Origin of the sequence: Candidatus Pseudothioglobus sp. Uisw_086 (genome assembly GCF_048085745.1) — a bacterium.
Lineage (GTDB): Bacteria > Pseudomonadota > Gammaproteobacteria > PS1 > Pseudothioglobaceae > Pseudothioglobus.
Genome location: NZ_CP159803.1, coordinates 576,633 through 600,422, shown reverse-complemented (window position 1 = coordinate 600,422; position 23,790 = coordinate 576,633). Strand labels below are relative to the sequence as shown.

Genomic DNA, 23,790 nt, shown 5'->3' with positions numbered 1-23,790 from the left:
AGATCTCTTTCATCAGATTAGGCAGTAGAGGAATCCTAATGTATTAAACCACATTAGCAAAGTGATCTAGAAAATCGTCCATATTCTATTACTATCAAGCTCTTCTCTACACTGGGAGAGTTGTGTCTTATAGGTATTAGATTGATTTTCAACTTTTTTTGCGATATCAATCAACCAAGCCTTACTTTCATAGCTTTTCTTATTAAAGCCTCCATGCCCCTCATGGTATGCAAGATACTGGCGATATGCATCTGTTTTACTTATTTTAGATCTTAATAAAGACTGGTTACCATACCAACCAACAAAATCAATGGCATCTGCAAAATCATCTCTTTTAGCAGTTTTATTACCAGTCTTAAGTTGGTACCAGTCCCAAGTCGCTTTTTTAGCTTGAGTATAGCCAAATGAATCTGTAGGCCTTGAACCAGGAATGATTCCAAAAATTTTATTTCGGGGTGGCTTCGCTTTTGAAGCAAAACGAGACTCTTGATGAATGATTGCCAACTGTAAATGCATTGGTACTTTCCATTTCTCTTCACTAAGCTTAGCTGCTCGATACCAACTTACCTTCTCATCAAGTAAATTACAGATATTAGTAACTTCTCTAGCAGGCGTTGACAAACACCCAGAAACAGAAATTACAACTAACAGACTTAGGACAATCAGTTTTTTCATTTAAGCAATAAAAACAAAGTAAGCAATAATCAATTGAAAAACCAATAAGACACCGAACATTGCTTTAATATCATTGTCAGTTAATGGCTCTGACTCCACAACAACCTTCTCTAACTTGACATCAATAGCAACTAAACCTTTATCAGAGTTTTCAACTTTAAATTTAACTCTAGTATCACTTCTTAAACGTGATTTATTAAAAACATTTTTCTGGTGAACGAAATACTTTTCATTATCGTCTCCCGTAATAAATCCATAACCTTTTGTACCAAATTGGGCCACTATGCCCGTCATTTTTTTAGCCATCACATTCTCACTTTTTGCAGACAATACACTGCTTTTTCAACAAAATCTACTCCTTGAAGTAGGAACATTGGCTCATTTTCAATATCACTAATATTTTGAAGTTCTTGACATTGAAACGAACCACCATAAAGTGAGTCAACCTCCAATTTACTAACAGCATAAGGCGGGCCAACCCATTGATGTTGAGGATAGTTCAAAGTTAACAATAACACCCTGACATCATTTAATATTATATCATTTAAATGATTAACATATTTCTGTCTTAACGCCTTATCTAAGGCAATAAGTGATGCACGATCATAAACTGCTTTGACATCAACTAAGTGGTTTGCTTTTAACGTGAAAAAATCACCACAGAATATTTGAATTCCATCACCCTCATAAAGCATTAAATCATCAACTTTGGCAACAGAATATTCTAATTTATTCTCGCTAAAAAACTGCTCAACAGCAATCTCACTCATCTCTACACCAACAACTTTAAGGCCTCTTTTTAATAGATAGAACATGTCAACACTCTTACCACAAAGTGGCACAAAAATCTTATCACCCTCGACTAAGTTGAGCTTTGAAAAATAATCAATCAAATTCTGGTTAACTTGGTCTGCGTGCCAACCGATTTTATTGCTCTCCCATCTACTGTGCCAGTCTGTCATATTTATTCCTTGATATAATAGAGAGTCATATTAGTTAATCATCAAACATTATGACCCATTTTAAAAGTGGCTGGTCAGATTATTTAAATCCTGAAAAAGAAAAGCAATATTTCATTGCTTTAGATTCTTATCTTCAATCAAAAAATAATTTGAATATCTGCCCGCCCAGAGACTCTTGGTTCAAAGCACTGGAGTATTCAAGCTTTGAAAAAACCAAAGTAATCATACTAGGACAAGATCCTTATCATGGAGAAGGTCAGGCAGAAGGCTTAAGCTTTTCAGTTCCAAAAGGCATTGTTATTCCGCCGTCACTTAGAAATATCTTTAAGGAGCTTCAAAGTGATAATGTAGGCTTCTCTAAACCAGAGCATGGACATTTAGTCTCGTGGGCTAACCAAGGCGTTCTTCTTCTTAATAGCGTTCTGACAGTCGAGAAAAATAGCCCTGCTTCGCATGCCAACCAGGGCTGGGAAAACTTTACAGACCAAGTCATTAAAATTTTAAGTAGTCATAAAAATAATTTAGTGTTTATTTTATGGGGCGCTTACGCAAATAAGAAATCTGAATTAATTGACAGCAATAAACATCTGATACTTAGCGCCCCTCACCCTTCTCCCTTTTCAGCTTATAAAGGCTTCTTTGGCTCTAGGCATTTTTCTAAAACAAACAGTTACCTTAAGTCAACGAATCAAGAGCCTATTGATTGGAGCATTTCCCAATGAAACTAATGATTGATGATGCTGTATGGGGTTACAAAGAAATCTTCTCTAGTTTTGGTGAAATTACTACCCTTCCAGGAAGGCTAATTACCCAAGAGAGTCTATTAGATTGCGAGATACTTATTGTCAGATCAAGAACAAAAGTAAACAAACAGCTCCTTGACGGAACCAAAGTTAAATTTGTTGGCTCGACAGTAGCTGGTCTTGATCACATTGATGAATATTATTTGAAGGAAAATGCTATTTCATTTGTATCTGCCCAGGGCTGTAATGCCAATGCAGTTGCAGAGTATGTCATTAGCGCCCTTTCCAATCTAGCCAATGATCATAGCTTTGATTTATCAACCAAAACGCTTGGAATAATTGGTGTTGGAAATGTTGGTTCTAGGCTAGACTTTAAAGCAAAGCAACTTGGAATAACGACTCTTCTTAATGATCCCATCCGAGAAGTTAATGAAGGAAAAAATAAGTTTGTTGGCCTTGATGTTGCACTAGGTGCTGATATTGTAACTTTCCATACGCCTCTAACATTTTCTGGGGCCCACCCTACTCATAACCTTCTTGGAAGTCAAAACTTTAACCTTATTAAAAAAGATGCAATATTAATCAATGCAGCTCGAGGAGGCATAATCGATGAAAGCCTATGGGAAATGACCAAAACAAAAGAAAATATAATAGACTGCTGGGAAAATGAGCCCAATATTAATCCTGAACTGCAAAGTAACGCATACTGGGCGACACCTCACATTGCAGGGCACTCAATAGATGCAAAATTTATGGGTAGTTTTATGATTTATAAAGAGTTATGTAGCTTTACAAAATCTCCATTTAATAAAGAAATTGAGTCACTGATTAACCCTCAAATAAGACCCATTAATGAAAGCTCTCTTCATGAAACACTCAACTCAATATACTCATTCTTTGATGACCATGAAACTCTCAAAGACAGTTCAAAGTTTGAAGATTATAGACGTCATTATCCTGAGCGCTATGAGTGGAAGCATTTTCATACAAATTTTACTATTCCTCATAAATTAAAGTAAGCTCATCCCCAATTATGTAATATATTATTGACATAAAGTATGTTATACATTACATTAAGTATGTTATAATTTACATATTAAATAACTTATAAATATAGATATGAATATAAAAATTAGAAATACTTTAACCGAAATAATTGCAGTAGCAATAGCAATTACTTGGATGTACTCTAAATTAAATGCAGCCGCTAATATGAGTATCGCTTCAATTACTCAAGTGCTTGTTCAAGGCATTGGAATATCTATACTTGCAGCTATCTTTTCTGCCATAGCTATCCACATAGTTTCAGCAATCATTACTAAGAGCAAAGAAAAAAATGTCATAGATGAAAGGGATAATATGATTGAGTTCTATGCTTTGAGATTAAGTAATGTCATATTTGGTATCTCCCTTGTAATTATTCTTGCTCTATTAGGATGGTTTAACCTACCTATAAACCTTGGAATAATTGCTATAACTTTGTCAGTGTTCTTAGCAAGCATCTGTAGTACTTTTTTGAAAATATATTTCTATAAATAGTTATTTACAATGGCTAAGAAAAAAATCAATATAGAAAATTCTGTCAGAAAACTTAGGTTTAACAATAACGAGATGACACAGCAAGAACTTGCTGATTTGGTTGGTATTTCCAGACAAACAGTTGTTGCAATAGAGAAATATAAGTACACCCCATCTCTAGAGTTAGCGTTCAAAATTGCATTAGCATTCAACAAAGAGATACAAGAAGTTTTTTATATTGGTAAATAATTTTCTAAGAGGATTAAAAATGAAGCAATATCCAGTAAATCTAAAGATTGATTACCCAGAAAAATCTAACAAATTAACGGCTTTTTTTAGATTAGTATTAATAATTCCAATTGTTATTATTCTTTCTATTATTTCTTCTTATGCTGAGGCTTTATCGCTAGCAGTAGTTTTAATGGTTCTTTTTAAAGAAAAATACCCAAAGTGGTGGTTTGATTGGAATCTCGCTCTTACTAAATTCTGGCTTAGGATTGCAGCCTATGGTTTGTTAATGAGGGACGAATACCCTTCAACCGAAACTGACCAAGCAGTACAAGTTGAATTACCATATCCAGACGTTAAGAAAGACTTAAATAGATGGATGCCACTTATTAAATGGTTTCTAGCTATCCCTCACTACATCGTTTTAGTACTCATGTTTATTGCTGTTGTTTTTTGCACTATTTTTGCTTGGTTTACGATTCTATTTACAGGACGATATCCTAAGGGCATATTTGATTTTGTTGAAGGCTTCCTGCGCTGGTCATTGAGAGTAAATGCTTACGCATTTTTATTAACAACAGATCAGTACCCACCATTTAAACTTGGTTAACTTAAAGTCTTTAAAGTTTGGTCCCTTAAGCTTCAATAACTCAACGAATATTAGGCTTTGTAAGATTGTCCACATGCAAAACTTCATTCACTTGCTCTTCCGTCATAAGCCCCTCTTGAATAATAATTTCTCGAACAGTCATTCCATCTTTTAGAGCTTTTTTGGCAATACGAGCTGACTCTTTATAGCCTAAATGAGGCGTAAAAAATGTTGCTATCCCAGGACTTTGTTCAACATATCTTGCACAAACTTCAACGTTAGCTGTAATTCCGTCCACACACTTTGTCCTTAGCATAACCATCGCATTTGTCATATAGCGTAATGAGCGTAATATATTTACGGCTAAAACAGGCTCAAAAGCATTGAGCTGCATTTGACCAGCTTCAGCTGCCAAAGTAATTACTAAATCATTTCCAATTACTTGAAAAGCAGTTTGATTAACAGCCTCAGGAATAACAGGATTAACTTTCCCAGGCATAATTGATGATCCAGCTTGCACGGCAGGAAGATTGATTTCGTTAAACCCAGCAATTGGGCCTGATGATAACAATCTTAAGTCATTAGATATTTTTGAAAGCTTTATAGCTACTCGCTTTAAAACAGATGAGAATGACACAAAGGCACTAGTATCAGAGGTTGCAGCAATTGGGTTTGGAGCCAGCACTAAAGGCAGTCCAGATAATTCTGCCAAAGCCTCTACTGCTATTTTTGGATAATCTAAATGGCTATTAATTCCAGTTCCAATAGCGGTAGCACCTAAATTAACCTCTAAAAATAATTGTGACATTTCATTAAGCCTTTTAATATCATCTAACAAAGTATTACCAAAAGCAGTAAATTCCTGACCAAGGCTCATTGGCACAGCATCTTGAAGTTGTGTTCGCCCCATTTTAATGACCCCAGAAAATTCAATGCCTTTGGCATGAAAAGAATCAGAGAGGGCTTTAATTGCCTCCAATAAAGGGTCATATTCTTTTAAAAATCCAACCAGCAAGGCAGTAGGATAGGTGTCATTCGTTGACTGTGACATATTTACATGCATAAGCGGGGAGATGGACTCATAATCACCCTTCTCTTTGCCTATCATTTCTAGTGCAACATTAGCAATGACTTCATTTGCATTCATATTTGTTGAAGTGCCTGCGCCACCCTGGATTATCTCAACAATAAACTGATCATGAAATTCACCATTAATAATTCTCTCACAAGCGCTGACTATAGGCTCAAAAATTTCATCCTCTAATAGGCCCAATTTATTATTTGCACGAGCGCAAGCAAGCTTGACCATTGCATAGGCTATAACTATGTTTGGATAAACTGAAATCGCAACATCCGCTATCGGAAAATTTTCAACAGCACGCTTAGTATGGATTCCGTAATAAGCATCAAAAGGTATTTTCATTTCACCTAAAAAATCTGTTTCTATTCTATATTCCATAATTTTAAATATTGAAAAAATATTACCTTAATCAGTAGATTGAGCAAATGATACGCTTAAGAGAATCTTATTTTTGACAGCATTAATGCTAAACCAGAGAATACAAATACCGAGCAAGCATTGAAATTGACATAATGACAATTAAAAACCGAATAACAAGTGGGTTAGCCTTCAATAAATAATGGGTTCCAAAAAAAGCACCTATTAATTGTCCTGCCATCATTACCAGGCCAATTAAAAAGGCTATATGGCCAAAACTAAAGAAAACTATAAATCCGGCAATGTTTGATGCAAAATTTAATGGCTTTGCTAGAATTGTTGCTTGAATAATTTCAAGTTTTTTAAGTATAACTGCTGTCATTACAAAAAAAGATCCAGCGCCAGGTCCAAACATGCCATCGTAAAAACCAACTGCTGGAACAGCATATTTATCAAAACTTTTGCTGGATGCCGAGATCTTCGAGGTTTTTTTAGGCTTAGGTGAGATAATAAAATAGATTGAAATAAATACAAGCACTATTGGTATTGCAAAAGAGAGCGCCTTGGTGTCAATAAACTGAACTATAACCCCACCTATTACCGAGCCAATAAAAGACACTAACATTAAATACTTAATAGCACTCCAATTCAGCTTTTTTTTACGAAAAAGGAGGAGTGTTGCAACTCCAGTGCCCATACTACCTTGAAATTTATTTGTTCCCAGGACGTAGATAGGCGGAATCCCACTTAATAGTAATGCAGGCACTGCTAACAAACCGCCTCCCCCAACCAAGGTATCAAGAAATCCTGCAATCATGGCAACGAAAAATAAAAAAGTTAGAATCTCCAAAGAGTAATTTGCTAAATCCATAATCTTAATTGCCCCAAATAATAGGGAACCAGTCCTCCCTCAATCGCTCACCATCTTTCTGGTTAATACCTGGAAAATTAGGTGAAGTTCGCCCTGGTCTATTACGATAAACTACATCATCCCCGAGCAAACGAAACGAAAGAGTGCGGCTGAAATCATTCACCTTATTAGCATTTGCACCGTGTATTGTCTTAAAGTTAAATACAACAACATCACCTGGCTCAGTTTCCCATTGCTTGATTTCAAAATCACCATTATCAGTATTTGGCATATCCATAAAAGCGTTATTATCTTCATAAAAGCTCTCATTGTTCGCCCAGCTTGTTGGCCGAATCTCTTTATTTAAATGATGACTTCCTGCCAGTGATCTCAATGAAACACTCTTGTTTCTTGACTCAAGAGGCAGCCAAAAACTGACCGTTTGATGTCCTGAAACGCAGTAATAAGGAAGGTCTTGATGCCAAGGAGTAGGGGCTCCTGAGAGCGCCTCTTTATAAAAAAAGTGGTCATGAAAAAATTGCGCTGATTTTGACTCCATTAAGTCTGCTGCAATTGAGGCAAGGGGTGAATTCAATACAAAGTCTTTATACTCTGGAATCCTCTGCCAATTACAAAAGTCCTCCAAAAACTTACCTTGAAAATCTTTTCCTTTATGTACCAATGCACCTTCGCTTGGATTCTTAATATGAAAGTCAGCTCCCCTAGATAAAGTATCAATCCACTCATTAAAAAAACCCCTAAGAACCACAACACCATCATCTTTAAAGTCTTGTATTTCTGATTGAGTAAGAAGTGTTTTCATGAGAATTGGCTAGTTAGTATTGATAATTTATGAGTTCATTTTCAATAAACCTATGATAATCATTAAAACTTGAAACTTATAAGATAAATATAATAATTAATACACAGCACTAGAGTTGACATAAACAACTGTATTATTACTGTAATTTTTTACAGCCTCAATGATGCATGAAACTTTTTTCTGAGACCTTTACTATTAAAACAATTCCTAAAGTTGCTTGGAGCTCTGAAGACTCATTTAATCTTAAGCCTAAGCCACTAACTTTTATATTTTTAGTATTTGGATTATTTTTATTTGGTCTTGGAGAAAGTCTTTTAATAACCAGTGGTGCTGGTGTTGGCCCATACACTGTTTTAGCCCAAGGGATTTCAAACCTTACTGATTGGTCAATTGGCTTCTCTACCTTTGTTATCAGCATATTTGTGTTATTCATGTGGATTCCGCTTAAACAAAAACCTGGGATAGGAACAATTCTCAATGCCTTCATAATAGCACTAACAATTGAGTTTTCAGTTTATTACTTGCCATATCCTGAAGCATATCCAATGCAGGTTTTACAGGTCATTTTTGGTATTCTTGTTATTGGACTTGGAAGTGGGTTTTATTTGATTTCAAACTTAGGCGCCGGACCGAGGGATGGATTAATGATTGGCTTACAAAGAATAACTAATATGCCAATATATTCAATTCGAACAACGATTGAAATCAGCGTAGTAGTAGTTGGCTCTCTCTGCCTCCTTAATAACATTGACAAATTACTGGGTGAGGTTGTTGGCCTTGGAACGGCATTGTTTGCACTTGGAATTGGGCCATCAGTTGCACTAGGAATAACTCTTGTAGGAAAATTATCAAAGCAAAACTAGTTTGAGTCATTTTTAAATATTTAATTCCAGTAATAATCTTATTAAAGATAAAATCAAATAATGGATAAAATTCTCATTCAACCCGATGACTTCGACTTAACCACTGAAGTTAAGCTTGCTAAGGCCAATAACTCTAGTATTGGCGCTGTTGTAAGTTTTGTTGGAACAGTTAGAGACCTTCAACCAAAATCGCTTAGCTCTATGACTCTTGAGCACTACCCAGGGATGACTGAAAAATCTTTAGAGTCAATTGTTAAAAAGGCGCGAGATAAATGGGATATTGAAAATGTCACGATTATTCACCGCATTGGAATTCTTAATGTTAACGATCAAATAGTTTTGGTTATAACAACTAGTAAGCATCGTCAAGAAGCTTTTGACTCATGTAATTTCATTATGGATTTCCTTAAAACTGATGCCCCTTTTTGGAAAAAAGAAGTAACAGAAAATAATGAAGAGTGGGTTGGCGCGAGAACCAAAGATGAAAAGCAAAAAAAACGCTGGAAATCTTAAATATTAAAGTCTTCTGGACTGTTTAAATTAGTTAAAAGCTCTAAATGACTTGAGACATTAACTCTTTCAGTTTGCTGCTGACGATACCAAAGAGCCATTTTCCGACCCCCTTCTGCTAAAAATTGATCAAGACTTTCATTAAGATTTGATTTCATAAGCGCAAAGGTTGCGTGCATTCTTTGCCCATCATGAGCAACACAAATATCACACTCACTAGACTCCATTCTCTCAATAAGAGAATCGATTAAGGTCACATCAATCATTGGACTGTCACAAGGGAGAACTAACAAATAATTAGAAGTACAGACTTTTAAAGCTTTAGAAATTCCAGCTAGTGGGCCCTGATAGCCTTCTAAGTCGTCTTCTATTACTTTTCCATATTTAGAATAATCCTCTAAACTTCTATTTGCACTTATAAATATTTGACTTACCTTATCTTTAGCAACACTGGCTGCATATGAAATTAATGGAAGGTTTCTAAACTCAATGAGCCCCTTATCTTTTCCGCCCATTCTTGAGCCCATACCCCCAGCTAAGATGACAGCTGAAATCTCATTTTTTGATATTTTATTCACTTAATGCTTGTGCTTTTTTCAAGTTATTTTTAATTAGAAAATTTACTTACAATTGTATAATATACCGTATGAATATTAAATCCATAGAACCTAATGAATAGTCAAAGCACTAACTCAAGCTCAGCAATGTTTAGTGATTCACTGATGAGTGCAGATGATGCTTTGTCCTTTCTAATCGACTCTGCATGTGTTACAGCAATGACAGAAGCGGTTTCTTTGGATGACTCACTCGGTAGAATTTTAGCAAGCGATATACATTCAACAATAAACGTTCCCGGTTTTGATAATAGCGCAATGGATGGCTACACTATTGCACTTAATGAGAACCAAATAGCAAAAGAAAACTTGAGCTTTGATGTTGTCGATAGAATTGCTGCAGGCTCAACTGGAAATGACTTAAAGATAGGCAACGCTGCTAGAATATTTACTGGCGCTCCAATTCCAAATGGGGCTAATACGGTTGTAATGCAGGAAGAATGCACTCTCTCTGAGGATAAATCTCAGATAACGGTTAAAAGAGCTATTAATTTAAATGAAAATATTCGACCCACCGGGAACGACATCCTTAAAGATAACGTTATTCTTAGCTCAGGAAGGCAAATTAAGCCTCAAGATATTTCTTTAGCCGCCTCAGTTGGTGTTGGTGAACTGGTCGTTTTTAAAAAAATTAAAGTAGGTGTTTTTTTCACAGGTGATGAATTGGTTGAGCCTGGAAACCTTTTGACACCTGGAAAAATTTACAACTCTAATCGTTACGCTCTTGTAGCGCTTCTCAAGCAGGTTGGATGTGATGTAATAAACCTTGGAAATATAGAAGACAAGTTGGACGCAACCTGTGAAGCACTTGAAGCTCTTGAGAGTCAGTGTGATTTAATTATGACAACTGGTGGGGTCTCAGTTGGCGAAGAAGATCACGTTAAGCCTGCTGTTGAAAAACTTGGAGAGTTAAATCTTTGGAAAATTCGAATGAAACCTGGAAAACCCTTGGCTTATGGTAAAGTTAAGCAGACTCCATTTATTGGGCTGCCAGGAAACCCAGTATCAAGCTTCGTAACTTTTTGTATTTTTTCATTGCCATTTATAAAAAAAATGCAAGGAAATAGTAACTATGAATCTAAAATTTTAAAGGTGAAAACAAACTTTGACTGCAAACGTGCTAAGCCTAGGCGTGAATATGCGCGCGTTCGTATTGACCATTCAACGGAGACTCCTTTAGCGAGTCTCTTCCCAAAACAAGGTTCAGATGTTATGAGCTCGGTTGTTTGGGCTGATGGAATTGTTGAGATACCTGAAAATACAACCTTTGAAACTGGGACTATACTCAACTACTTCTCAATGAGTGAATTAACAAGATGAGTAAATTAACCCATATAAACGCAAATGGTGAAGCACAAATGGTAGATGTTTCCGATAAAAATGAGACTGCACGCGAAGCTAAGGCTTCTGCGCGAGTAGTAATGAAAGCTGAAACGCTTGACTTAATTGTCTCTGGCTCCCATAAAAAGGGTGATGTCCTTGCTGTTGCTAGGGTTGCCGGGATTCAAGCTGCAAAAAAATGCTCAGATCTAATCCCGCTTTGTCATCCACTAATGCTATCTAAAGTGAGCGTAGAGCTTACTCCTAACACTCAAAATAACTGCATTGATATTATTGCTACAGCAAAACTAACTGGCAAGACTGGTGTTGAAATGGAAGCGCTAACTGCTGCCAGTATTGCCGCTCTGACCGTTTATGATATGTGCAAGGCGGTCGATCGCTTCATGCTCATTGATAATGTCCAGCTTTTAGAAAAGAAAGGCGGCAAGTCTGGGCACTGGATATTACCAAAATGAATAAGCTAATTGATCCATACAATCGAGAAATCACTTATCTAAGGGTCTCAGTTACAGACCACTGTAATTATAGATGCCATTATTGTAGAGATGAGGATCACCAAACCCACACTAAAAGATCTCAGGTCCTCTCTTTTGAGGAGACTGCAAAAATTGTTCGTTTATTTTCAGAGCTAGGAGTTACAAAGGTCCGTCTTACTGGCGGAGAGCCCCTGCTTCGAAAAGACATTCTTGAGCTAACTAAAATGCTTGGAGATATCCCTGGGCTTAACGATATTCCGCTCTCAACTAACGCGCATCTTCTACCCCCACTAGCATCCAAGTTAAAAGCCAATGGCGTTAATAGAGCCAATATTTCAATTGACTCTCTTATCCCAGAGCGCTTTAAAGAAATTACAAGGGATGGTGACTTGGCAACAGTTATAAAAGGAATCGATGCGGCAATATCTGCAGGAATGAGCCCTATCAAACTTAATATGGTCGTCATGAAAGGTGTTAATGATGATGAAATCGAGTCCATGATAGATTTTGCTATTGGTCGAGGAATTGATATTCGTTTTATTGAGACTATGCCTATTGGGCTTGCTGGCATAGAAGCAGTTGATAGACACTACAGTGAAAAAGATATTCTTGAAAGAGTCTTTAAAAGGTTTGGAAGTAAACTTGAATCCAAGAAAGCCCAGCAAACTGATGGACCAGCGAAAGCTCTTCACATTAAAGGCACCAACACCAGTGTAGCTACAATATCAGCTGTTTCAAATAATTTTTGTAGTAGCTGCAACCGCGTCAGATTAACAGCTAAAGGTGAGCTAATTTTATGCCTTGGTCAGAAAGACTCAGTTTCACTTCGTGATGCCCTAAGATCAGGAATGACTGATACAGAAATTAAGCAATTAATCGTTGACGCCATAACAAAAAAACCAGAAAAACATTTCTTTGACTCCGTAATTGATAATATTAGTAGCAGTCAAATGGTGGAGATTGGTGGATGAAAATTATCTACTTTGCTTCTCTAAAAGAAAACTTAAAGACAAGTCATGACTTGATGAACTTTGACGCCCCAGTTTCAATATCTTTTATCAAACAAAAACTTATTGAAAAACACGGTAGTGAACACTTTCCAAATAACATTTTGTGCGCTGTTAATCAAGAAATGGCGGCGTCAGATACTATTGTTAAAGAAGATGATGAGGTGGCTTTTTTCCCGCCCGTTACTGGAGGTTAGAAGATTATATGACCGATTCTAAAATTAAAATTGGATTCCTTACTATTTCCGATAGAGCTGCACGTGGAATCTATGAAGATATTAGTGGCCCTGCCATGCAGGAATGGATATCAAAAGCAGTAACTAGCCCATATGAGGTAGTTTCAAAAATAATTGAAGATGAGCAGCCTTTAATTGAGAAAACTCTTAAAGAGATGAGTGACAGTCTTGGTTGTAATTTAATTCTTACAACCGGTGGAACTGGTCCAACTACTCGAGACGTAACGCCCGAGGCTACAAAAGAAGTTTGTGAAAGAATCTTTGATGGATTTGCAGAGCAAATGAGGATTGTTTCACTTAGGACCGTTCCTACAGCAATTCTTTCACGGCAAATCGCAGGCACTCGAGGTAATAGCTTAATTATCAATCTTCCTGGCAAGCCAGTCGCAATTTCTGTATGTCTTGGAGCAGTTTTTTTAGCTGTACCGAAATGTCTTGAGCTCCTTGATGAGTCGGTCATAACAATCGATAAAAATTATGTCTCTCAAGTGTTTGAGTAAATTTATTTGATGATCAATACAAGAGATTCAGCACTTGACTTAATGCGTGGCATTGCAATCATTATGATGATTGCCTTTCACTTTATCTATGATCTCAATTCTTTTGGCTTTTCTGATATTCCATTATTTACTCATTGGGCTGGAATAGCATGGCGCTGCTTAATTGTTTTTCTTTTCTTGAGCGCTGTTGGAATTAGCTTGGTTATTGCTCATGGCAAAGGCATTAACTTTAAAAAATTCCTTAAGCGCTTATTATATTTAGGTATTGCTGCTCTTTTTGTTTCAGCCGGAACTTACGTAATGTTTCCTGATGGATGGGTCTATTTTGGAATCCTTCATTTAATTTGGTTTTCTACTATCATAGCAATTTCTTTTGTAAATCTTCCTAAGACCTCCTTGCTAATTGCTGCACTAATTCTGATTGGTGCGATTTTTGATCAACCTAACCTTAGTTTTATTTCATACTTCCTTGAACCTTACTTACCGCTTGGTAGTATTGATTATTACCCTCTATTCCCATGGCTATCTTTTGTCTTTATTGGAATTTATCTAGGACACAATCCTTATTATCAGAAGATATTTATATTTCGATTAAATTGGCTTGAAGTAATAGGAAAACATGCTCTAATTATCTATCTAACTCACCAGATAGTACTGTTTAGCATTGTGAGCTTGGCATACAACCTATTGAATTAATTGGCTTTGTAATACTCTAACTTGATTTAAGCTTTGAATTGGTGATTCTTGTAATCGTAGTTAATATTTCTGCAGGAGAAAGCGACTATTCAGTAAGATCATTACTGTAATTAAAAATAGTATATTAAAAAGAGAGACGATTACAAGAAACCAAAACCTAACCGTAGTGATTCATTAAATTAGCAATTCTTTTTAAAAAAATTGCATGCTCACAGGCCTCTTCTGAAGAATATATTTCTTCTTGTATATCAACTGGAACACCACGAATTCCTGAAACAATTCCTATCTTATATTTTTCAAACATACGAATACAGACAGTAACATATTTGCCAGCCATTGGTGCTCTTCGTAATTTATCAAGAACTTTTCTAAGATCATGACTATGCTCAATAGCCGCCCTTCCATTTGATGGAGCAGTTCCAACAGGACTATTTCTATGCTCTGAAATCAATTTTCTGCGTGATTCATCATCAAACAAAAGAGGCATCACATAAGTCCTCGTAATATAATCATCTGTCTCGGCATAAGATTCGTTTGCAATTACACCTTTTTCTTTATTTGTCATAATATATTCCTATTTTGTAATTAATGGTTGCGACAAGGTACTGACTCTCCTCGCTCCTCTTTTAATCGTCCTGCCTCAATTTGGGCGCCTTCAGGGGTGTTAAAGATCTTATCTTCAAAAAGTATTAATGGCTTTGCTCGATCTGCATTCAACTGGCCAACACACCACTCTTTTCCTTCAACAATGCAAACTGCAACATAAGCACCTGCAATTGGCCCAATGTGTCTATTATTAAGTGTAAATAAATATTCTGACAAATCACTAACTTTATCCTCATCTAGAGGGCTAATTACTCTTTTCTCTAATTCATTAAGAGGCTCAGTGCTTGTTCCAACAACTGACTTACCAACAGGTGGATCCATCATATTAGGGTGTTTATTAGTAATCATTTTAATATAACTCCTTATCTATATTATTAAGGCAAAGGTCCATCTTTTAAAAACCCTCTAATTGCATTTTCTGTAATACGAGAAACATTATTATTGTAATTATTATGCGAAAGACTTCCACACCACGACAAAGATCCTGGAGCAAAAACTCCACCATCATTTGGTGTTTTATAAAATACCATATCAGCTCGAACCATAGGATTCTCAGTACCACTTCCGTGATATCCTCGAACAGAAAAGTGAATCTCTTCATTAACTTGCAACATTAAATTGGTATGGCCAACTGAATGCGCTAATAAATATGAATCATGTGGAGTTCCGAATTCAATGTCATACCGATCCAACTCTACTCCTGCAGCCCCGCCGCCAACAAGCCCAAAATCACCGATTTTTTCACCATTCCCTACCCCTTCCATTATCCAAGCTGTCTCTGGTCTTTCACTATCCTTATCTCTAACATAGTAAGATGAAACATCAAAACCGTAAGCCGTAAAAGTTAGTCCACAAAGCTTACTTGGAATTCTTCCTCGAGCGCGCCACATGCCTCCATATTTTCCATCAAAAGCATTATTATATTCCCCAGGATTTGCTGTCCAGGCTCTAGTTCCAGCCTCTCCTTTACGAACTTCAATAATGTTAGTATTATCAGGGTGATACTCACTACACCAGTAGAAACCATTTGCACCTAAATAAATCCATCGACCACCATCTTGTTGATATTTTTCATAAGCAGAAAACATCTTTTCTGAAGTATATTCTGGATGACTTCCAGTAAGTACAGTTTGATATTTATTTAATAACCCAACTCCTTCTCGATGCAAGTCTTCATCAGTATGAATATCAAAATCAAAGTTTTTTTCTTCAAGCCAGTCAACAAGATGAAGATCACCATTAAGCTGCCATAAAGATGGAGAGAGCCAATGACGATATTTAGGGCGCATATTTAAAATTGGTCTAAGTCTTGATGAGTAGCAAACGCCACTTCCATCTGAATGAAGTGAATAAGTAGAAAGTCCATATTCTCTATGCTCATTTAAATATAGATCAGCTGCAGTCATTACAGGAACCTTTCCAGCTAATAACTCAGCCACAACACAGTTGGTACAAAGATTATCATTTGAATATGCTAAATATGAATTTGTAGGCAAAATAAAAGCCAATTTTGAAGTAGTTTTTCCTTTTGGAGGACGAACAACAAAAGGAATATAATCTTCTGTTTCTGGAGAGTCTTCACCACCAATCCTTAGGCGAGCAGCATAAATACCACTTTTTAATCCATCAGGAATTTTAAGTTCAAAATCAACTTCCCAACGTGCGTCATCTATATCATCGTCATGAAAATGAATTGCACCATACTCTTCAGGCTTATGATGATAAACAATTTCATCTCCAGTCCAGTTAAAACCTGTCATAGCCCTAACAGGCATATTAATAATGACACCATTTAACATAGAAGGCGACGTATCAATTATGCAAGTTGAGGCGATGTTTGTAGTTATATTCGCATGAAAATCCCAAGCTCCAACAACATCGTTACGTAATTCTGCCTTACAACCCTGATAACCACGTGCCAAAGATTCTATTTCAGACCTAGTTAAAGCTCTCCTTGAGAGTCTTGGGCGATCTATTTTTCCGTTATATGTATGAATTTGCTCTGGCAATTCGATAGGCTCTAACACCTCTTTAAAATGTCCTCCAGAAATATGTCTTCCTGATCTCTGATATTTTGTACTTGCTGCCATTAGAAAAGGGGCATCATTGATACCTGGCTTTATACTATTAATAGACTCCACCACAGCAGTAGTTTCTTCTGCTGGATTTAATAAGCCTTGGCCTAATCCGCCATTAGTTGATGTTACAACAGGTTCTTGAAATAACGTAACTTTACCTGTGCGCGCATCATAACTAACTGCTGCAAGATACCAAACCTTCCTTAAAAGTTTTTTATCACTTGAAAGCTTCATAATCTGGCCACTGCCATCGCCTATTTCGACAGACAAACAATTATGCTCATCTATGAACAACCCATAGCCACTTTTAGTTTCTTCAACCCATTTAGTTAAAACGCCCTGGCGTCCTTTTTGTGGAGTACCAAGACCAACAACAGGTGTTGTTGGAAATATATAACACTGAAGTGTAAAGCTTTCTAAATTAAGACGCTCATCTTGAGGGACGATCACATAAGAGCCGCCATGTATTTTTTGATTTTTTCCTGGATAATTTTTATTACACTCAGCCTGAATTTCTTCTTCTTTGTATCCAGGACCGTCAGGGTTAGTATCACCATGTATTAATCGGACTATTTGTGTTTCGTAAACTTCACTATCTTCAGAGTTAATATAAAATTGTATGTTATCTCCAGGACAAACAGAGTATTTGTCGCTATAACCAGTAATTCTCAACATAATATTTCCTTAATTTTTTATTAATTTAAAGTTAAACTTTTTAGGCTTTATCGCCTTCTATATCGTCGCCTTTTTTTTCATCCTTCTTATAATCCCCAAGAATGTTTTTAATATTGCTTATCTCTTTAGATGACATTCCAATTTCATCAAGAAGATTGTCAACAAAAGGAGCCTGTGCGCGATAACGTAATGCTGAATTTACTACATTTTCAGAAAAATTTCCGCCTCCATTTACTGGTCCAACAAAATCTCCATTGGAACTATTTGAATTGAAGCCAGGCATTCCATTAAGTTCATAAATTTTTATGTCATCAATATTTTCCATTGGCTTAACAGCTTCACGAATAATTGAGTCAAGATTCTTAGCAATCTCCATTCTTAGATCGCTTTGACGACTTTCATCACTTCGAGCATTTTCAGCCTCATTTAGCATCAAATTTCCTGCTGCATCTACTTCATATCGAAGCTTACTTGCAAGGGAGGCATATTTATCAGTTTGCTCTTGCTCCTGTGCTGCTTCTTTTTCAGCTCTAGCAAGGGTGGTAATTTGTATTGCTTCACTCTCACCCTCTTTTTCAGCATTAATTATCTGAAGCTTCTTTTGTCGCTCTGCAACTTCAACCTCCTGTGCTGATTGAACCTGCTCCTCTGCGACAACAACTTGAGCCCTAATATGTTCTTTATTTTCTACTGCCTTTAATACTTCTACAGTTTTGGCTATAATTTCAAGCTCACGATCTTTCTCTTCAATCTCAAGATTTTTTCTCTTTTGTATTTCAGAAGCTTGAGACAATTGATCATTATTAATTCGAGAGATTTCAAGAGATCTCTTTTGATCTATTTCCATCTTTTTAACTTCTTCATTTGCTTTTATTTGGGCCTGTTCAGATTCTATATATTGCTCAGACTCAACTTTAAGAACTTCAGTTTTCTGTTTTGCTCTTTGAGAAGCAATATCTTCTTCCTGTTGAAGTCTTGCAAACTCATTTTCTTTTTGAATATCTAATGCTCTAATTTCAGCCTCAAGATTTTTTTGCTTAATATCAGTTTCAGTTTGTCTTTCAATTTCGTTTCTTAATCTTTTTCGCTCTTCAATCTGAAGTGTTAACTCATGCTCCCTCAATGAACGCTCAACTTCAATTGTATCTTGTTGTTGAATACGTGCTTTTTCAATATCCTCTTCAGACTGGATTCTGGATTCTTCAGCTAAGCGCTGCTGTGTTGAGGTTTCAATAGCCATATCAGTACGCTCTCTATCTCGCTGTTTGGCAATTTCACGCTCCTGTGATAACCTTGAAAACTCTCTTTGTTGATCAATTTCCAGAGCTTTCTGCTCAGCTTCCAGATTTTTTGCTCTAATTCTTATTGTTGTATCTTGCTCAATATCATTACGCTTTTTCTTTCCTGCTTCAATTTGCTCTGTAAGCTGAGTAAGACCTTCCGCGTCAAACGCGTTAGATGGGTTAAATACCTCTAGTCCAGCTTGATCTAAACTAGTTAGAGAAACGGCTTCAAGCTCTAGTCCTGTCGCACTTAAAGATTCAGCAACAATAACCTTTACTTCCTTTATATATTCGCCCCTCTTCTCCTGTATTTCTTCCATTGTCATTTGTGCTGCAACAATACCTAGTGCGTCTACAAATCTACCTTGGACTAATTCTCTTAAACTTTCAGGCTCCATTGTTCGCTTACCTAAAGTACCCGCTGCAATTGATACTGCCTCCTTTGATGGAGTTACGCGTACATAGAATTCTGCAATTATTTCAACTCGCATTCTATTTTTAGTAATAAATGATTTATCACCACCACGCTTAACTTCTATACGCAATGTTCGCATTCCAACAGAAGTTATATTGTGAATTATTGGTAATACAAATGCTCCCCCACTTAATATAACCTTTTCACCTCTAAGTCCAGTTCTCACAAAAGAAACCTCTTTGGATGATCTGCGATAAAGCCAATGCAGCAAATATACAAAAATTGCAATTGCTAATGCCGTAAGAATAATGGCTGCAATAATATCTGCACCAGTCATAATAATTTCTCCTTATAAAATTTGTATGTATTATTTTTCATAGTTAATTGCTTTCATTTACTAGCTGAGTATCATTCATTGCAGCTTTATAAATTACGAATCCAAAAATTACTTTATTTAAAAAATCACTTAAGTTATAAACAATATTTAAGCTATTCACATCAATACCGCCCCCAAGATTGTTTATAAAATAACCAAGTGGGTAAATTGCCCATCCAATAGTTAAAATTAATCTGAGGCCATTAAATGCCATATGTGTGGCTTCATTACCACTCTCTAAATTTGCACGTCCTGCTTCTCCCATATACAGTTCACCGAGAATATAAAGCCAACCCACAACTCCTATAATAAATCCTAACGTAGCGCTCATATAACCAGCTGCCCCTAGAAATTCGCCAATCACCATTACTAATGATCCAATTAATAATCTCCAAAACAAAGCTGATGAAACTTTTGTAACTGCAGACAAGATGACATAAAACAATACAATTTGCATCGTATGTGTGAGTATCCAGTCTAAATATCGTAGAATAATTGGTGCTGAACCAGTGTCCACCCACATTGTTTTAATATAGTGGTAGAAGACTGCTGAAACCAGCATTACCACACCTAGTAATGTCATAGTTGTATGCCACTTAGTAGCAACCTTTGTTCTTTCAAGAAGAAAGAAAATAGATGCACCAAACATTGCCATAGATAGGAGCCAAAAAGTACCTCCTACAATGTCTGTTGGTAATAATGTGCTGTTCATAAAATATCCTTGGTTTTAAATTCTATTTTTATTAATTCAATCTTTAATTCATTTTAAAAAATATTTTTAATAACTCTAAAAACTAAATGTCGAGCTTAAAATCCATAAGGCCCAGAAAAAAAATTCTGGGCTTTATGAAGTTTATTTACTTATGAATTTGGATCGTATGCCTCTGGATCCGCAGGTCTCAGGAAGAAATTATCAAGATAGTCTTTACCACCCCAAATATCTATCCCTGGATTGTACCAACCAGTAGAACCTCTATCACAATCAGTACCCATCATTGCCTCAACATCAGAGTAAGTAATTTTGCGAGGTGGTACTAAAATTGATTGAATCTTAGGACCTTGACCTTGCAATGTGCGCATCATGATGTTCCAGCCAAGCTCAACATCATCACCTGGAGGCCATGTTTGAATTGCCGCACTTATGTAATCTGGATTATTACGCCAGTAACATAAAGCACCTAACTCACCACCAATTGATAATGGAACCATCTCACGACCTGATTGCTGAAGCGCAGCTAATACTCCTGTTTCACCAGAAGACTGAACTGCCATACCGTCAAGCTGACCAGGATGAGTTGCTAACCATTTTTGTGTTTCTGCTTGACCAACTTGTGATGTCCACATATGGGCAATCTGTCCAGTAACCTTAATTCCAGGATATTGAGATAAACCATCCAAAACTCCACGGTTCTGAGAATCAGAAGCAGAATAGCCAGGAATACCCTCTACTACAAGAACATTACCCTTTCCACCAATCTCTTCGGCCATCCATGTACCAACATCAAATCCTGCCTGATGATAGTTAACTGATGAACTGACTGAAAGTGGTGATGTTGTATATCCAGTAAATGAAAAGACGGGAACGCCTCTATCAAATGCATACTGAATAGCTTGATTAAGAGCTGTCGGGTTCGAGCAACAAATAATAATTGCATCTACGCCCTGATCAACTAGCTGTCTAATCTGCTGGATTTGTAAAGCATCTTTTAGATTTGACTGTGTAACAACAATATCATTAAGTAGTCCGAGCTCTTGCCATTTTGGCTTGATCTCATTCAATAACCGGTCCATTGCACCTTTACGCCAAGTATTTCCAGCATAAGTACTTGCATAACCTACTGTCCAAGGTGGAGAGCGGTCACTCTTCCATTCCCTAAAAGCACTCTCACCTAATGGCTGCATTGAATCCATTAGATCTGGGTTATACACTGAATCAGTAATACTTTTTGGAATTTCATCTAGACCAGCAAGAGTCATTGTTGAAAATCCTAATGATAAAAAACATGCTAAAGTAAATTTTATAAATTTTTGCATTTTTATCTCCTTTTTTTGACAAGTATCATTACTTGTTTTGTGTACTTTAAAAAAACTTTGATTTATAAGCTAGATACGCTTTTAAAACAAATTTACATAGTCTAAAGTATATGTGAGTATAGCATATTGTATATATTAGTCAACAAAAGTATGTATATTTTATTTATTACATTACATTAGTATGTATATGGGATTAAAGTATGCAGCCCTGCATTCTTATTAACCAGTAAAATAATGTACAATTAATGAGAATGCCTCATTAAAGCTTTAAAATTCAATTACTAAGAGAATAAATAAATATGCCAAATCAAGTTCAAGATAATTCAATTCGTCATCAAATCGTTATAGCGGATGACCATGCATTAGTCAGAGGTGGGCTAGAATTAGTTGTAAAAATGGCTGTACCAAATTCAGATATATTTCAAACTAATAGTTTTGATGAAACAATAAAAATTCTCTCAGAAAAGCCTTCTATTGATTTATTGCTTCTAGATCTTATGATGCCTGGAATGGATGGAAAAAAAAGCATCCTCAATATTATCAATTTGCATCCTGGCGTCCCAATAGTTATTGTTTCAGTTAAAGAAGATTTTGATTCCATCCATATGGCCATCTCTTCTGGAGCATCAGGTTACATTCCAAAAACCTCCCTACCAGAAATTACTATTAGCGCTATTAAGCTTATCTTGGCTGGAGGTGTTTACATTCCTCCGCATGTCTTGCAATCAAGAATTGATATCAAGAATGATGCCTCCCAACCAGTATCAAATATTATTAAAAAGTCCAGCATCCTATCAAAGAGACAAGAAGAAGTCTTTAATCTTATAAAGGTTGGTAACTCAAACCAGTCTATTGCAACTGAATTGGGTCTTACTATTCCAACAATTAAAATGCACGTATCAGCAATATTTAAAAAACTCAATGTTAAAAATAGAACTGAGGCAGTTGCTAAATATTCCAATATCCAAAAAGTTTCGGAGTTAATTACCTAGAGGGAGGTTTATTGAGTTCTATTTTTAAAAATGACAACTATATTTTCTTTTTAGTAGAGTATTTTAAAAATATATTCATAAAATATTCAAGACTTCCTTGCGCGTCTTTATTTTTTTTATTGTTCTTAATAAGTTATATTTCGCCCACTCAGGCCAATGAAGGTGCTTATTGGTCTCAAAGCGTAAACGTATTCAATTATTCTTGTACAGACGGTGACGTTGATTGCTGGACTGATAAAAGAAACTCTCTAGAAACGCTTCCCCTTCAAATTTATGCTCCTTTAAAACCAAACCAAGTTAATAATAAACATCACATATGTGTTTCATTCCCTCACCTTAAAGACTCTTATTGGGTTGGAGTAGCCTATGGGATTATTACTGAAGGTCGTCGTCTAGGTCAAAAAATCACATTATTTGAAGCCGGTGGATATACAAATCTAGACGCACAATTAAATCAAGTCGATGATTGTATTACTAACGGAGGAGAGGCTTTAATTATTGGTCCAATCTCAAGCAATGGTAACGCCAAACAGATAGAAATAATAAGAGAAAAAGGAATTCCTGTTGTTGTTCTTGTTACTGGAATAAATACAGCTGTTGATGCCAACTCTTTACAAAGTTTTATCGATATGGGTTATACCTCATGCAAATGGGTTTTAGATCAAGAAATAGATAATCCGAATGAAACCAACATAGTTTGGTTCCCTGGACCGCCAGGCGCAGGATGGTCTATTGCCTCAAACGTAGGCTGTTTAAAAGCTTTAAATGGATCAAAAATTAAAATACTTGAAACAAATTGGGGGGATACAGGGAAATCAATCCAATTACAATTGGTTGAAGAGACCCTTCAGAACTTAGCTTCAGGGCCTGAGCCAGAATTTAAATACATTGTAGGGACTGGAACAACAATTGAAGCTGCAGCAGGAGCCCTAAGAGCCAGAAAACTTCAAAACAAAATTAAGCTAGTGTCCACATACTATACCCCTGGTATTGATCTTTTTATAAAACGAGGGTTAATTTCAATGGCGCCATCAGATCAAATGATTTCTCAAGCCAGAATTGCCGTTGACCAGGCAGTAAGGCTATTAGGGGGAATTGAAATGGCAACAGGAGGCCGCCCAGAATATAATACGGGTCGAATTACAGAGCACATACAGCAACCAATATTAATTGTAACACCTAAAAATTTTAATAAGTTTGACTCCTCAACAACACTAGCCCCTAAGGGGTGGTCTCCTGTTTTTTCAGTGAACTAAAAGATA

General features: G+C 36.3%; 28 protein-coding genes. 15 read left to right on the top strand and 13 right to left on the bottom strand.

Annotated features, from left to right (window positions below; genetic code table 11):
- Positions 1 to 66: 66 nt before the first annotated feature.
- The 3 genes from ABXT49_RS02960 to ABXT49_RS02950 are packed head-to-tail and all read right to left on the bottom strand — an operon-like array spanning position 67 to position 1,637.
- Positions 67 to 675, bottom strand: coding sequence for a transglycosylase SLT domain-containing protein (locus ABXT49_RS02960; RefSeq protein WP_416653058.1), 609 nt, complete (start codon positions 673 to 675; stop codon positions 67 to 69).
- Positions 676 to 981 (bottom strand): cold-shock protein, encoded by a 306-nt coding sequence (locus ABXT49_RS02955; protein WP_416653518.1) that lies wholly within the window; start codon positions 979 to 981, stop codon positions 676 to 678.
- Positions 981 to 1,637, bottom strand: a complete 657-nt coding sequence (locus ABXT49_RS02950; RefSeq protein WP_416653055.1) for a thiopurine S-methyltransferase — start codon at positions 1,635 to 1,637, stop codon at positions 981 to 983. Before ABXT49_RS02950 ends, ABXT49_RS02955 begins: the two co-directional genes overlap by 1 nt.
- 50 nt (positions 1,638 to 1,687) lie before the next feature.
- Here ABXT49_RS02950 and ung point away from each other — a divergent pair, with 50 nt between their 5' ends.
- From ung to ABXT49_RS02925, 5 genes are all read left to right on the top strand, one after another.
- A complete protein-coding gene (gene ung, locus ABXT49_RS02945) occupies positions 1,688 to 2,359 on the top strand; it encodes a uracil-DNA glycosylase (RefSeq protein ID WP_416653052.1) in 672 nt (223 codons plus the stop codon).
- A complete protein-coding gene (locus ABXT49_RS02940) occupies positions 2,356 to 3,399 on the top strand; it encodes a 4-phosphoerythronate dehydrogenase (RefSeq protein ID WP_416653049.1) in 1,044 nt (347 codons plus the stop codon). The genes ung and ABXT49_RS02940 overlap by 4 nt, the downstream gene beginning before the upstream one ends.
- A 100-nt stretch (positions 3,400 to 3,499) precedes the next feature.
- Positions 3,500 to 3,919, top strand: a complete 420-nt coding sequence (locus ABXT49_RS02935; protein ID WP_416653048.1) for a hypothetical protein — start codon at positions 3,500 to 3,502, stop codon at positions 3,917 to 3,919.
- Between the two features lie 9 nt (positions 3,920 to 3,928).
- The gene (locus ABXT49_RS02930) at positions 3,929 to 4,147 is read left to right on the top strand and encodes a helix-turn-helix transcriptional regulator (RefSeq protein WP_416653046.1); all 219 of its coding nucleotides are present in this window, start codon (positions 3,929 to 3,931) and stop codon (positions 4,145 to 4,147) included.
- Between the two features lie 19 nt (positions 4,148 to 4,166).
- Positions 4,167 to 4,736: a DUF4389 domain-containing protein gene (locus ABXT49_RS02925; protein WP_416653044.1), complete on the top strand. Its 570-nt coding sequence runs from the start codon at positions 4,167 to 4,169 to the stop codon at positions 4,734 to 4,736.
- Positions 4,737 to 4,776: 40 nt separating this feature from the next.
- Here the strand turns inward: ABXT49_RS02925 and ABXT49_RS02920 are convergent, their stop codons facing one another.
- From ABXT49_RS02920 to ABXT49_RS02910, 3 genes are all read right to left on the bottom strand, one after another.
- Positions 4,777 to 6,174, bottom strand: coding sequence for an aspartate ammonia-lyase (locus tag ABXT49_RS02920; protein WP_271541147.1), 1,398 nt, complete (start codon positions 6,172 to 6,174; stop codon positions 4,777 to 4,779).
- An 88-nt stretch (positions 6,175 to 6,262) separates the two neighbouring features.
- A complete protein-coding gene (locus ABXT49_RS02915; protein WP_416653042.1) occupies positions 6,263 to 7,024 on the bottom strand; it encodes a TSUP family transporter in 762 nt (253 codons plus the stop codon).
- A gap of 4 nt (positions 7,025 to 7,028) precedes the next feature.
- Positions 7,029 to 7,826 (bottom strand): phytanoyl-CoA dioxygenase family protein, encoded by a 798-nt coding sequence (locus ABXT49_RS02910; protein ID WP_416653040.1) that lies wholly within the window; start codon positions 7,824 to 7,826, stop codon positions 7,029 to 7,031.
- A 167-nt stretch (positions 7,827 to 7,993) separates the two neighbouring features.
- Here ABXT49_RS02910 and ABXT49_RS02905 point away from each other — a divergent pair, with 167 nt between their 5' ends.
- Together ABXT49_RS02905 and ABXT49_RS02900 are read left to right on the top strand one after the other, a co-directional pair.
- The gene (locus ABXT49_RS02905) at positions 7,994 to 8,689 is read left to right on the top strand and encodes a YczE/YyaS/YitT family protein (RefSeq protein WP_416653038.1); all 696 of its coding nucleotides are present in this window, start codon (positions 7,994 to 7,996) and stop codon (positions 8,687 to 8,689) included.
- Between the two features lie 60 nt (positions 8,690 to 8,749).
- On the top strand, positions 8,750 to 9,202 hold the full coding sequence (locus ABXT49_RS02900; RefSeq protein ID WP_416653037.1) for a molybdenum cofactor biosynthesis protein MoaE: 453 nt from the start codon (positions 8,750 to 8,752) through the stop codon (positions 9,200 to 9,202).
- Here the strand turns inward: ABXT49_RS02900 and mobA are convergent.
- Complete coding sequence (mobA, locus tag ABXT49_RS02895; protein ID WP_416653034.1) at positions 9,199 to 9,777, bottom strand: molybdenum cofactor guanylyltransferase MobA; 579 nt, start codon at positions 9,775 to 9,777, stop codon at positions 9,199 to 9,201. The genes ABXT49_RS02900 and mobA overlap by 4 nt on opposite strands.
- 93 nt (positions 9,778 to 9,870) lie before the next feature.
- Here mobA and glp point away from each other — a divergent pair, with 93 nt between their 5' ends.
- From glp to ABXT49_RS02865, 6 genes are read left to right on the top strand one after another with little or no spacing between them, the layout of a single operon-like run.
- Positions 9,871 to 11,133 carry a gephyrin-like molybdotransferase Glp gene (gene glp, locus ABXT49_RS02890; protein ID WP_416653033.1) on the top strand — a complete coding sequence of 421 codons (1,263 nt, stop codon included), beginning with the start codon at positions 9,871 to 9,873 and terminating at the stop codon, positions 11,131 to 11,133.
- The gene (gene moaC / locus ABXT49_RS02885; RefSeq protein ID WP_416653031.1) at positions 11,130 to 11,609 is read left to right on the top strand and encodes a cyclic pyranopterin monophosphate synthase MoaC; all 480 of its coding nucleotides are present in this window, start codon (positions 11,130 to 11,132) and stop codon (positions 11,607 to 11,609) included. The genes glp and moaC overlap by 4 nt, the downstream gene beginning before the upstream one ends.
- Positions 11,606 to 12,601 (top strand): GTP 3',8-cyclase MoaA, encoded by a 996-nt coding sequence (gene moaA, locus ABXT49_RS02880; RefSeq protein WP_416653029.1) that lies wholly within the window; start codon positions 11,606 to 11,608, stop codon positions 12,599 to 12,601. The genes moaC and moaA overlap by 4 nt, the downstream gene beginning before the upstream one ends.
- Positions 12,598 to 12,834: a MoaD/ThiS family protein gene (locus ABXT49_RS02875; protein ID WP_416653028.1), complete on the top strand. Its 237-nt coding sequence runs from the start codon at positions 12,598 to 12,600 to the stop codon at positions 12,832 to 12,834. The genes moaA and ABXT49_RS02875 overlap by 4 nt, the downstream gene beginning before the upstream one ends.
- A gap of 8 nt (positions 12,835 to 12,842) precedes the next feature.
- The gene (gene mog / locus ABXT49_RS02870; RefSeq protein WP_416653027.1) at positions 12,843 to 13,373 is read left to right on the top strand and encodes a molybdopterin adenylyltransferase; all 531 of its coding nucleotides are present in this window, start codon (positions 12,843 to 12,845) and stop codon (positions 13,371 to 13,373) included.
- A 9-nt stretch (positions 13,374 to 13,382) separates the two neighbouring features.
- Positions 13,383 to 14,069, top strand: a complete 687-nt coding sequence (locus tag ABXT49_RS02865) for a heparan-alpha-glucosaminide N-acetyltransferase (protein WP_416653025.1) — start codon at positions 13,383 to 13,385, stop codon at positions 14,067 to 14,069.
- A gap of 157 nt (positions 14,070 to 14,226) precedes the next feature.
- Here ABXT49_RS02865 and ABXT49_RS02860 read toward each other — a convergent pair whose 3' ends face one another.
- From ABXT49_RS02860 to ABXT49_RS02835, 6 genes are all read right to left on the bottom strand, one after another.
- Entirely contained in the window at positions 14,227 to 14,634 is a 408-nt protein-coding gene (locus ABXT49_RS02860) for an inner-membrane translocator (protein WP_271541124.1), read from the bottom strand.
- A gap of 20 nt (positions 14,635 to 14,654) precedes the next feature.
- Complete coding sequence (locus ABXT49_RS02855; RefSeq protein WP_416653022.1) at positions 14,655 to 15,023, bottom strand: hypothetical protein; 369 nt, start codon at positions 15,021 to 15,023, stop codon at positions 14,655 to 14,657.
- Positions 15,024 to 15,049: 26 nt separating this feature from the next.
- Positions 15,050 to 17,428, bottom strand: coding sequence for a N,N-dimethylformamidase beta subunit family domain-containing protein (locus ABXT49_RS02850; protein WP_416653020.1), 2,379 nt, complete (start codon positions 17,426 to 17,428; stop codon positions 15,050 to 15,052).
- Positions 17,429 to 17,468: 40 nt separating this feature from the next.
- Complete coding sequence (locus tag ABXT49_RS02845; protein ID WP_271556576.1) at positions 17,469 to 19,463, bottom strand: flotillin domain-containing protein; 1,995 nt, start codon at positions 19,461 to 19,463, stop codon at positions 17,469 to 17,471.
- A gap of 43 nt (positions 19,464 to 19,506) precedes the next feature.
- Positions 19,507 to 20,214 carry a bacteriorhodopsin gene (locus tag ABXT49_RS02840; protein ID WP_271556574.1) on the bottom strand — a complete coding sequence of 236 codons (708 nt, stop codon included), beginning with the start codon at positions 20,212 to 20,214 and terminating at the stop codon, positions 19,507 to 19,509.
- 149 nt (positions 20,215 to 20,363) lie between these two features.
- The gene (locus ABXT49_RS02835) at positions 20,364 to 21,536 is read right to left on the bottom strand and encodes an ABC transporter substrate-binding protein (protein ID WP_271556572.1); all 1,173 of its coding nucleotides are present in this window, start codon (positions 21,534 to 21,536) and stop codon (positions 20,364 to 20,366) included.
- Between the two features lie 299 nt (positions 21,537 to 21,835).
- Here ABXT49_RS02835 and ABXT49_RS02830 point away from each other — a divergent pair, with 299 nt between their 5' ends.
- On the top strand, positions 21,836 to 22,528 hold the full coding sequence (locus tag ABXT49_RS02830; RefSeq protein WP_416653019.1) for a response regulator: 693 nt from the start codon (positions 21,836 to 21,838) through the stop codon (positions 22,526 to 22,528).
- Positions 22,529 to 22,539: 11 nt separating this feature from the next.
- The gene (gene torT / locus ABXT49_RS02825) at positions 22,540 to 23,784 is read left to right on the top strand and encodes a TMAO reductase system periplasmic protein TorT (protein WP_416653016.1); all 1,245 of its coding nucleotides are present in this window, start codon (positions 22,540 to 22,542) and stop codon (positions 23,782 to 23,784) included.
- Positions 23,785 to 23,790 lie beyond the last annotated feature (6 nt).